The 11,575-nt window shown below is 71.7% G+C and carries 2 protein-coding genes; one reads left to right on the top strand and one right to left on the bottom strand.

Going from position 1 to position 11,575, the window contains the following annotated elements; translation table 11 throughout:
* Positions 1-395 precede the first annotated feature (395 nt).
* Positions 396-1,925, top strand: coding sequence for a hypothetical protein (locus ACFP1K_RS16400; protein ID WP_380753489.1), 1,530 nt, complete (start codon positions 396-398; stop codon positions 1,923-1,925).
* A gap of 305 nt (positions 1,926-2,230) precedes the next feature.
* On the opposite strand, the gene ACFP1K_RS16395 is transcribed toward ACFP1K_RS16400, so the two are convergent.
* On the bottom strand, positions 2,231-11,479 hold the full coding sequence (locus ACFP1K_RS16395; protein ID WP_380753486.1) for an amino acid adenylation domain-containing protein: 9,249 nt from the start codon (positions 11,477-11,479) through the stop codon (positions 2,231-2,233).
* Positions 11,480-11,575: the final 96 nt, after the last annotated feature.

Raw genomic sequence — 11,575 nt, 5'->3', positions numbered from 1 at the left:
GGCTAGCTCCCCGTTTTATCCACTGAGGCCCCGGACTCAAAAAGGAAAGCACCCTCGCCAGTATTTCCCAGAGCCTTCGAACGCCAGACGCTCCACAGAGCCGGACGTGGGAACCACCCCACACGCCATCACAACGAGAAACGCCGGCCGACGATAAGTCAACGACGCCCCCGCTCACACACGACTGTCCAATCTGGCTGCAGCGACAGGCTACGATAATGATCTTTCAGCCGGTTTTCAGTCCGTTGTCCGCACACCACGCGCAGGACCGGCGAGAAAAACATGAGCCACCGGGAAGACGTCGGCATTATCGCTCGAATTACCGTCCACAGATCAGTTTCAGCCTCACTGCTTGAGTCCACGTCCTGCTCGAATGCCGGCGGCGCAGCGAGGCGTTGCGTGCCAAGGGCTACACCTTCGAGCAGATCGCCGACCTGTTCGCCGTGTACCACGATGTGAGCCCGCTTCGCCTGTACCGCTACGCCTACGGCCGTACCGCCGCCGAGGCCGTGGCGCTGTACAACGATCTCGATCCGGCCGGGACCGCCGCGCTTCGGGAGTCCCGGCTGTACGACTTCGAGCACTGGCCCAGGCGCGGCAACCGGCCCACCGCGCGCACGGTGGCGCTGTTCGCGCAGGTCTACCGGACCGCCGCCCGGCGTCTGACCTCCGACGAGGTGTACGCCTCCTACAGCACGCGCGACCGGCAGCTCATCGACCGCACGGATCACCGGCACCTCCCCGCACAGCGGCCTTCTCGCGTCCCGAGCCCGATTCCCGGCCATGGCACCATGAATCTGGAAGCGGCACGCGACACGGCTCCTGCCCCCACACCGCGGGACTGCGCCTCGTTGCTGCGTGCTCTCGGAGCCGAGGAGGCCGATGTGAAGCGCCGCGATCTGCTGTTCGAGCTGGCCCTGGCGCTCGGCGGAGCCCCCGCTTTGACCCTGCTCCGGCACCTGTCCCCACCGGAGAAGGACCGGCTGGCGTCAGCGGTCCGCGCCTCCACCCGGGTGGACTCCGGAACCGTGGAGGTGATCGAGAAGCTGACCGCCCGGTGCCGCCGCCTGGACGACGACTTCGGCCCCGAGACCGTGCTCCCCATCGTGGACGGCCAGCGGCGCCTCGTCACCGACCTCCTCCACCGCGAGACCCTGCTGCCGGGCCTGCGCGACCGGCTCACCCGCGCCTACGCCGAACTCAGCCAACTCGCCGGCTGGTTGCACTACGACCTGATGGATCACGAAGGAGCACGTCTGCGCTATCAGGAAGGGCTCACTGCCGCTCACCACATCGGCGATCCCACCATGATCGCCTACCTTCACACCTGCCTCAGTTACGTGGCTGTGTACCGAGGACAGGTAGGGCAGGCACTCGATCACGTCTACGCCGCCCAAGGTTGGGCACGGCAAAGCCCCAGCAACCTGATCCGCTCAGTTCACGCCATGGAACTCGCCCGAGTGCTGGCTCGCCGTAACGAGACGATCGATAGCGAACGAGCGCTTGCCTATGCGGCCAGAACGGCCGAGCAGCCGAGAACCGGAGGCGACCCCGCGTACCTGTACTGGTGGACGATCGGCCAAGTGCAGGCCAGCGCCGCGGATTGCCAGCTCTACTGGGGGCGGCCCGATGAAGCGATCGGTTCCGTCGCGCGCACGCTGGCTGCGCCGACGACCCTCAACCTCGCGCGAGGGCATGCCCTACTCCACTACGCCGAGGCGCTCACCCGGAAACGTGAGATCCCCGGCGCCGTCGACAGGATCCGTGACGCGGCGCAGATCACCATCAGGCACAGCTCCGGCCGGCTCGTGGACTCCGTGCGGCAGGCTCGCGTCCACCTCCAGCCGTGGGCGGCCAACAAGCACGTCCGCACCCTTGACGAGGAGCTCCGCTCCCTGGGCATCGCAGGCCCTAACAGCTCATGAGCTGGTGCGGCCAACAGCCATCCCGCGCGTGCGACGCACAGGTGGACTCATGACCACAGCAACCGAAGTCGGGTTTTCGGGGGTCGAAGGGGGCGGAGCCCCCTGGGAGAACACAGCCCGAGCCGGAAGGCGCCCCGGCGCCTGGAGGCGCGGACCATGGGTGCGAGCGACCTCCGTCACCAGTTGGCGTCCGGGATAAGGCGCCGAGTTCGCCGTACCGCGTCCCGCCGCGTCGGCGCTGTGAGAGCGGGCGACGTGGCGGGACGAGCAGCCGGTCCGGGGCGGGTGGTGGGTGGGGCGGTTGGTCAGCCTCGGGGGATTTCCGACTGGCGCATGATGGCTGCCAGGCTGTCGGCGTCCAGGCCGGCCAGTGGGAAGTCCGACGGGGTGAACGTGCCGGCCTGGGGGTTCAGGCAGTGCTCGATGATGCGCTCCAGGGCCTCCAGGTAGCGGGCGGCTAGGCGTTCGACGGTCTCCTGGCGGTGGACGTCGGCGCTGTAGTACCACTCGAAGACCATGCGGCCGTCGGTGGTCTGGGCCGCTTCCACGCCCAGCAGGTGGGGGCGGGTTCGTTCCTCGCTGACGTTGCGGCCGGCCAGGGCGGGGGGCAGGGTGCGGGCCACCAGGCCCGTGCCGGCGGCCTGGGTCGCGTCCGTACCGCCGAGGTAGTTGAAGCTGACGGCCGGGGCGGGGAGCGACTGGAGGCGGCGGATCTCGCGGTCGGCGGGGTCGGCCAGGTAGCGCAGCGCGCCGTAGCCGACGCCGCGGCGGGGGCTGGACCTGAGCTGTTCCTTCACCGCCGGGATCAGCGCGGCGAGGTCGTCCAGGTCGGGGCTGGACAGGGCCACGGGGAAGATGGAGGTGAACCAGCCGACGGTGCGGGACAGGTCCATGCCCTCGGCGACGGCCTCGCGGCCGTGGCTCTCCAGGTCGATCGTGACCGCGCCGGTCCCCGCCCACTGGCCGAGCGCCCGCAGCAGCGCCGCGAGCAGCAGGTCGTTGATCTGCGTGCGGTACGCCTTGTGCGCGCCGGTCAGCAGGGACGACGTGCGGCCGGCGTCCAGCCAGACCCTGACGACGCCGGTGGAGGCGCCGGTGGCGGCGGCGCCGGGGGTGTCCACGGGGAGGCTGAACGGGTTGTCCAGCTGGCCCAGCCAGTACGGCAGCTCGGCCCTCGTCTCGTCGGCCCCGGCGAACTCGCGCAGCCCCTCGGCCCACCGCTTGAACGAGGTGGTCTTGTCGGGCAGCGCGCCCTCGGCCGATCCCTTGCCGGCGACGGCCCGGTAGGCCTGTTCGAGGTCCTGGAGCAGGACGTTCCAGGAGACCTCGTCCATCACCAGGTGGTGCACGGTGACGCCGAGCCACGCGGGCCGGTCGCCGCGGTCGAAGCACAGCACCCGCAGCAGCGGGCCGCCGGCCAGCGACAGCGACGTCTGCAGGGCGGTCATCCGCTCGGTGACCAGCTGCTCCAGGGCCCGCTGGTCGAGCCCGGCGGCGTCGACCACCTCGAAGACCTCGGCCCGCTCGTCCGGGCTGTTCACCTGGACCCAGGTGCCGTCGTCGTTCTTGAGGCGCATACGCAGCGCGTCGTGGTGCGCGATCACCGCGCCGAACGCCCGGGACAGGGCGGCGGGGTCGGTGCCGGGGGCGAGCTCCAGCACGTCCGACCAGTTCCAGTGGTCGCGGTCGGCGAGGTCCAGGCGGGTGAACCAGTGCTGGATCGGGGTCAGCGGCACCGGCCCGGAGACCGTGCCCTGCTCGGCCGCCGGGGTGCCCTGCGCGTCGCGCACCACCATCGCCAGCTCGGCCACGCTCTGCCGCGCGAACACGTCGGCGACGTCCAGCCGCAGCCCGGCCGCGCGGGCGCGGGCCACGATCTGGAGGCTGAGGATGGAGTCGCCGCCGAGCTCGAAGAAGTTGTCCCGGACGCCGACCCGCTCCACGCCGAGCACCTCGGACCAGATCCCGGCGAGGATCGTCTCGGCCTCGGTGGCCGGCGCCACGAACGGCGCGCCGACGGCCGGGCGGGCGTCGGGCTCGGGCAGGGCGCGGCGGTCGATCTTGCCGTTGGTGGTGAGCGAGAAGGACTCCACGATCATGAAGACGGCGGGGACCATGTAGTCGGGCAGCCTGTCGCGCACGAACTCCCGCAGGTCCGCGACCTCCAGCGCGGCGCCGGGCCTCGGGACGGCGTAGCCGATGAGGCGCTTGCCGAGGTTGCCCTCGTCGCGGGCCACCACCACGGCGTGCTGGACGCCGGGGTGCTCGGCGAGGACGTTCTCGATCTCGCCGGGCTCGATGCGGAAGCCGCGGATCTTCACCTGGTCGTCGGTGCGGCCCAGGTACTCCAGGTTCCCGTCCGCCCGCCACCGCGCGCGGTCGCCGGTGCGGTAGAGCCGCTGCCCGGGACGGCCGCTGACGTGGTCGGCGATGAAACGGGTCGCGCTGAGCCCGGCCCGGCCGAGGTAGCCCCGGGCCAGGCCGGCGCCGGCGACGTACATCTCCCCCGGCACCCCGATGGGGGCGGGGCTGAGCCGCTCGTCCAGGACGTACACCGCGAGGTCCTCGATCGGCACCCCCACGGGTGAGCCACGCCAGTCGCCCTCCACCACGGTGTCGTCCACCACCAGGTAGGACACGTGCACGGTGGTCTCGGTGATGCCGTACATGTTGACCAGGTCGACCCGCGGGTGCCGCTCGCGCCAGGTGGCCAGCCGCGCCACCTCCAGCGCCTCACCACCGAAGATCACGTACCGCAGCGGCAGCTCCTGGACGGGCTGCTCGGCCTCGGCCGCGGTGAGCTGGTAGAACGCCGACGGGGTCTGGCACAACACCGTGACCCCCTCGTCGGCGAGCAGCCGGAGCATGGCCGCCGGGGACCGGGAGGTCTCGAAGGAGACGACCACGACCTTGCCGCCCCACAACAGCGCGCCCCACAGCTCCCAGACCGAGAAGTCGAACGCCGCCGAGTGGAACATCGACCACACGTCGTCGGGGCCGAAATCGAACCATTTCTGGGTGGAGGTGAGCAGCCGGATCACGTTGGCGTGCTCGATCATCACGCCCTTGGGACGGCCGGTGGAGCCGGAGGTGTAGATGACGTACGCCACGTCCCGGTCGCCGATCGCCACGCCGGGCGCGTGCGACGGGTAGGAGGCGGACCCGGCCAGCAGCTCGGCGGTGACCATGGTCACCGGCTGGGCGTCCTCCAGCATGAAGGCCACCCGGTCGGCCGGGTAGTCCGGGTCGATGGGCAGGTAGCCGGCGCCGGACTTGACGACGCCGAGCAGCGCGACCACCAGGTCCACGGTCCGGGGAAGCGCGACCGCGACCAGCCTGCCGGGGGCGGCGCCGCGCTCGATCAGCAGGTGGGCGAGCCGGTTGGCCCGCCGGTCCAGCTCGGCGTAGGTCAGTGTGCCGCCGTCGCCGGTGACCGCCACCGCGTCCGGGGCGTCGCGCACCCAGCCCTCGAACACCGTCACGATCGACTCCCCGGCCCCGGCGGGCTCGGGCACCGCGACGGGCGCGGTGAGCGTGGCGTGCTCGGCGGGGTCGAGGATCTCGACGGCGTCGGGGGTGAGCACCGGATCGGCGGCCACCGCGCCGAGCACCCGCGTGAGGTGGCCGAGCACCCGCTCGACCGTGGCGGCGTCGAACACCGCGGTGGAGTACGCGACCTCCACGCCGAGGCGGTCCTCCAGGTCGACCATCACCGTCATCGGGTAGTGGCCCTGCTCGACGTTCTCCACGGGGGTGAACAGCAGCCGCTCGCCGGTGGGGACGCCCTCCTCGGGGAGTTCCTCCTGCGGGTAGTTGCCGAACACCACGATGCTGTTGAACAGCGCGGTGCCGCGCGGGATGAGAGATTCGCGCTGGATGTCGATCAGCGGGGTGTACTCGTAGCGCTGGATGGCGACCTGGTTGTCCTGGAGGCGTTGCAGCCACTCCACGAACGGCACGTCGCCGGGCACCTCGATGCGCATGGGCAGGGTGTTGATGAACAGGCCGACGATGGACTCCATCCCGGTCAGCTCGGCCGGGCGGCCGGACACGGTGAGGCCGAACATCACGTCGCGGTCGCCGCTGTAGCGGGACAGCAGCAGCGCCCAGGCGGCCTGCACGACCGTGCCGAGGGTGACCCTGGCCCGGCGGGACAGCTCGACCAGTCCCCGGGTGACCTCTTCCGACAGCCGTACGCGGTGGTGGTCCTGCGCCCAGTGCTCGTCGGCCTGCCGGTCCAGCGGCAGAGGCGTCGGGGCCTCGAACCCGGCCAGGTAGGTGCGCCAGAAGTTCTCCACCTCGGTGGCGTCGCGGCCCTGGAGCCAGGCGATGAAGTCCCGGTACGGCCGCACGGCGGGCAGGGCGGCCCGGCGTTCCGCGCGCAGGCCCTCGTAGATCCGGGAGACCTCCTCCACCACGACGGGCAGGCTCCAGCCGTCGCACACGCCCTGGAACAGCGCCCAGATCAGCCAGTACCGCTCGTCGCCCCTGTCGATCAGGTACACCCGGGTCAGCGGCGGGCGGGCCAGGTCGAAGCCCTGTTCGCGGTCCTCGCGGAGCAGGTCGTCCAGCCGGGCTTGGCGGGCCTCGTCGTCGTCCAGGCCGGACCAGTCGAGGAACCGGAAGGGCACCTCGATGCCCTCGTGCACGACCTGGACGGGTTCGGCGACGCCCTGCCAGACGAAGCCGGTGCGCAGCGCGGCGTGCCGCTCGACCACCGTGTCCCAGGCGGCGCGCATCACGTCGGGGTCGACGCGGTGGCCGCCCAGCTCGTAGAGGCCCTGCGCCCAGTAGACCCCGGCGCCGTCGGCGGGGGCCTCCAGCACGTGGAACAACATGCCCTGCTGCACCGGGGCCAGCGGGTACACGTCCTGGATAGGCGTCGGCGAGCCGGTCTCGGCCAGCATGTCCACGGCGGGCTGGTCCAGGCGGGCCAGCGGGAAGTCCGACGGGGTGTAGCCGCCGGCCCCCGGGGACAGGCAGTGCTCGATGAGGCCGCGCAGCGCCCGGACGTAGGCGTCCGCGACGCGCTGGACGGTCTCGGTGTGGTGCAGGTCGGTGCTGTGGTACCAGTCGAAGGCCATCCGGCCGTCCGGGGTCTGGTACGCCTCGATGTGCAGTGCGTGCGAGCCGGTCTCCCCGGTGGGGCCGCACAGGTCGACCGGCAGCTCTTTGGCGACCAGGCCGACGGAGTCGTCCCCGGCGGCGTCCGCACCACCGGTGTAGTTGAACAGCACCTGCGGCCCGGCGGCGCCGCGCAGCCGCTCCAGCGTGGCGGCGAAGCCCGTGTCGTCACCGGGGTCGGTCAGGTAGCGCAGGGCGCCGTAGCCGACACCCCGGCGCGGGGTGCTCCTGAGCTGTTCCTTGACGGACTTCAGGACGCCGGCGGGGTCGTCGAGGTCGGCGCCGGACAGGGCCACCGGGAAGATCGAGGTGAACCAGCCGACGGTGCGGGAAAGGTCCACGCCGTCGGCGACGGCCTCGCGGCCGTGGCTCTCCAGGTCGATGGTCACCGCGTCCGTGCCGGCCCAGCGGCCGAGGGCCTGGAGCAGGCCCGCGAGCAGCACGTCGTTGATCTGGGTGCGGTACGCCCGGTGCACGCGGGTGAGCAGCGCCGAGGTGGCCTCGGCGTCCAGCTCCACCCGGACCGAGCGCACGGTCGCGTCGCTGAACCGGCCGTCCTTGTCCACCGGCACGGCGAAGCCCGGGGTGAGCTGGCCCAGCCAGTGGTCCGCCTCGCCGCGCGCCTCGGCGGAGCCCGCGAACTCCACCAGGGTGTCGGCCCACTGCCGGAACGAGGTCGTCTTCCGCGGCAGCGCCGCGCGGTCGCCGCCGGACTCGTACAGCCGGTGCAGGTCCTCCAGCAGGACGTTCCACGCCACACCGTCCATCACCAGGTGGTGCACGGCGATGCCCAGCCAGCCCGGACGGTGGCCCCGCTCGAAGTAGGTCACCCGCAGCAGCGGGCCGTCCGACAGCGACAACGACCGCTGAACCGCCGTCATCCGCTCGGTCACGATGTATTCGAGCCGCTCGCGCGGCAGCCCGACCGCGTCGACCACCGAGAACACCTCGGCGGTCTCCTCGGCCGCGTTCTCCTGCACCCAGGTGTCGCCGTCGCGGGTGAACCGGATGCGCAGCGCGTCGTGGTGCGCGACGAGCCCGTCGACGGCGCGGGCCAGCCGCCCGGCGTCGATGCCGGGGGCCAGCTCGAACATGCCCGACCAGTTCCAGTGGTCCCGGTCGGGGACCTGCTGCTCGGTGAACCAGTGCTGGATGGGGGTCAGCGGCACCGGCCCGGCGACCGTGCCCTGCTCGGCCAGCACCACGACCGGCACTTCCCGGACGGCCAGTGCCAGCTCGCCGACGCTCTGCCGGGCGAACACGTCGGCCACGTCCAGCTGGAGCCCCGCCGCGCGGGCGCGGGCGATGATCTGGAGGCTCAGGATGGAGTCGCCGCCGAGCTCGAAGAAGTTGTCCTGCACACCGACCCGCTCGACGCCGAGGACGTCGGACCAGATCCCGGCCAGCGCGATCTCGGCCTCGCTGCGCGGGGGCACGTACTCGACCCCGGCCGCCACCACGTCCACGTCCGGCTCGGGCAGCGCCCTGCGGTCGACCTTGCCGTTGGCGGTCAGGGTGAAGGACTCCACGACCATCATCACGGCGGGGACCATGTAGTCGGGGAGGCGGGCCCGCAGGAACGCCCGCAGCTCGGGCACCTCGGCCGTGGCCCCGGGCTCGGGCACCACGTAGCCGACGAGGCGCTTGCCGGTCGGGCCGTCTTCCCGGGCCACCACCACCGCGTCCTGCACGGACGGGTGCTCGGCCAGCACGTTCTCGATCTCACCGGGCTCGATGCGGAACCCGCGAATCTTGACCTGCTCGTCGGTGCGGCCCAGGAACTCCAGCATCCCGTCCGCCCGCCACCGCACCCGGTCTCCCGTGCGGTAGAGCCGCTGCCCGGGAAGCCCGCTGAGGTGGTCGGCGACGAACCGCTCGGAGGTCAGGCCCGCACGGCCCACGTAGCCGCGGGCGACACCCACACCGCCGACCAGCAGCTCGCCGGTCACCCCGACCGGGACGACGTTCAGCCACTCGTCGACCACGTAGACCCGCACCCCGGCGAGGGGACGGCCCACCGGGACCATCAGACCGGTGCCGTCCACCGCCACCGCGCCGAAGCCGTCGCCCGGCGGGACCCGCGGTCCCTGGTCGGGGACGAGCGGCATGAGCAGCGAGTCGATGGCGGCCTCGGTGACGCCGTACACGTTGGCCGGGATGGCGACCGGGGCGACGTCCGCCACGCTCGCCACCAGCGCCTCGTGCCGCCAGATGTCGGTGCCGGAGATGACCAGCCGCAGATGCTTGAGCCCGCCCGTGTCCCGGCAGTACCCGGCCAGTTCGCGCAGCAGCGACCCGGGGACGATCTCGGCGATCTCCACCTGGTGCTCGTCGAGGACCTGGTGCAGCTCGGACACCGACACGAAGTCGCTCTGCGGCGTGAACACCACCGCGCGGCCGAAGGCCACGGCCCGGACGATGTCCCCTACGGACACGTCGAACCCGGCGCCCGCCATCGACAACATCGCCCCCGGGCCGCCGAGGCGGTCGAAGACCTCGCCCCACCCGGCCACGTACCCGGCCAGGCCCCGGTGCGTCACCCCGACGCCCTTCGGACGGCCCGTGGAGCCGGAGGTGAACGCCATGTACGCCAGCCCGTCCAGCGAGACGTCGGCGACCGGCGCGGCGGCGTCCGCGGGCGCCTCGTCGCCGAGCGCGTCGGCCATCAGCACCGGCCCGGCGAACGGCGGCAGCCCTCCGGCGAGGTCCGTGCTGCTCACCAGCACCGACGCCCCGCAATCCTCCAGCATGAAACCGAGGCGCTCCACCGGCTGCCCCACGTTCAACGGCACGTACACACCACCGCACTTCAACACCGCCATGAACGCCACCACCAGGTCCACCCCACGACCCAGGACCACACCCACCGCCACCTCGGGACCCACCCCCGACGACCGCAACCACCCCGCGAGTAATTCGGCCCGCGCGTCCAGCTCGGCGAAGCTCAGCCGGGCCGTCCCACACACCACCGCCAGCTCGTCGGGGGTACGCCGCGCCCACTCGGCCACCTGCCGGTGCGCGGGGATCAGGGCCCGTTCGCCCACGACGTCACCCGCCACCGGGACGTCCGCCTCGGCCCACTCCCGGACCAGCAGCTCGCGCTCGCCGGGAAGCGTCACCTCCACGTCCCGCACCAGCACGCCGCCGTCGGCCGCCACGGCGGTGAGCACGGCGGTGAAGCGGTCCATCAGCCGGTCCACCGAGACGCCGTCGAAGGCCGCCGTGGAGTATTCCACCTCGAAGGCCATCCGCTCGCCGGGAAGGCAGGCGACGCTGATCGGGAAATTGCCCAGCTCGATGGAGTCCAGCAGTTCGGACGACTGGAAAAGCTCGGCGCCGGTTTCCTCCGCGCCGGCCAGCCCCGGATAGTTCTGGAAGCTGACGAGGCTGTTGAACAGCGCCGTGCCCCGCGGAATCGCGGAACAACGCTGAATGTCGAGCAGCGGTGTGTGCTCGTATTTCTGCAGCCGGACCACGTCGTCCTGAAGGCGCCGCAGCCACGCGGTGAACGTCTCGTCCCACGGCACCGTGACGCGCATGGGAAGGGTGTTGATGAACAGGCCGACGATCGACTCCATCCCGGCCAGGTCGGCGGGACGGCCGGACACGGTGCGGCCGAACATCACGTCGGACTCGCCGCTGACCCTGGACAGCAGCAGCGCCCACCCCGCCTGCACGACGGTGCCGAGCGTCACCCGGGCCTGCCGCGCCAGCCGCTCCAGCCCGGCGGTGGCCTCGCGGGACAGCTCCACCCTGCGGCGGTCCTGGTCCCAGTGGCCGGTCGCCTGGCGGTCCACCGGCAGCGGCGTCGGCGCCTCGAAGCCGTCCAGGTACCCGCGCCAGAACTCCTCCATGTCGCCGAGGTCGCGGCGGCCGAGCCAGGCGATGAACTCCCGGTACGGCCGGACCGCGGGCAGCGCGGGCTCCTTGCCCTGACGCACCGCCGCGTAGGCCAGCGACACCTCGTCCATCACGATGGGCAGGCTCCACCCGTCGCACAGGCCCTGGTACATGCCCCACAGCAGCCAGTGGCGGCCCCCGCCCCTGCTGATCAGGTACAACCGCATCAGGGGCGGCGCGGTGAGGTCCAGGCCCCGGTCCCGGTCGGCCTGGATCAGCTTCTCCAGCCGGGCGCGCTGCTCGTCCTCGCCCGGCGTGCCGGACCAGTCCAGCACCTCGAACGGCAGCGTCACCCCGGCCATCACGACCTGCAGCGGCTCGTCGACGCCCTGCCAGACGAATCCCGTGCGCAGCGCGGCGTGCCGCCTGACCACCAGGTCCCACGCCATGCGGAACGACGCCACATCCAGGCCGCCCGCGAACTCGTACAGGCCCTGGGCCCAATAGGCCCCGATGTTCGCCGGAGCCTCGATCACGTGAAACAGCATGCCCTGCTGCATCGGCGCCAACGGATAAACGTCTTCGATCACGGCTCGCCCCAAATATCGTCGTCGCAAGGCGTCTCACATGGAGAGATGTAAATGCCCGCGCGCGCCCTGCCGTCTATTCGACCCCGGCGAACAGGT

Source organism: Sphaerisporangium aureirubrum, from assembly GCF_042658925.1.
GTDB lineage: Bacteria > Actinomycetota > Actinomycetes > Streptosporangiales > Streptosporangiaceae > Sphaerisporangium > Sphaerisporangium aureirubrum.
This window is presented reverse-complemented; position numbering and strand designations above follow the sequence as displayed.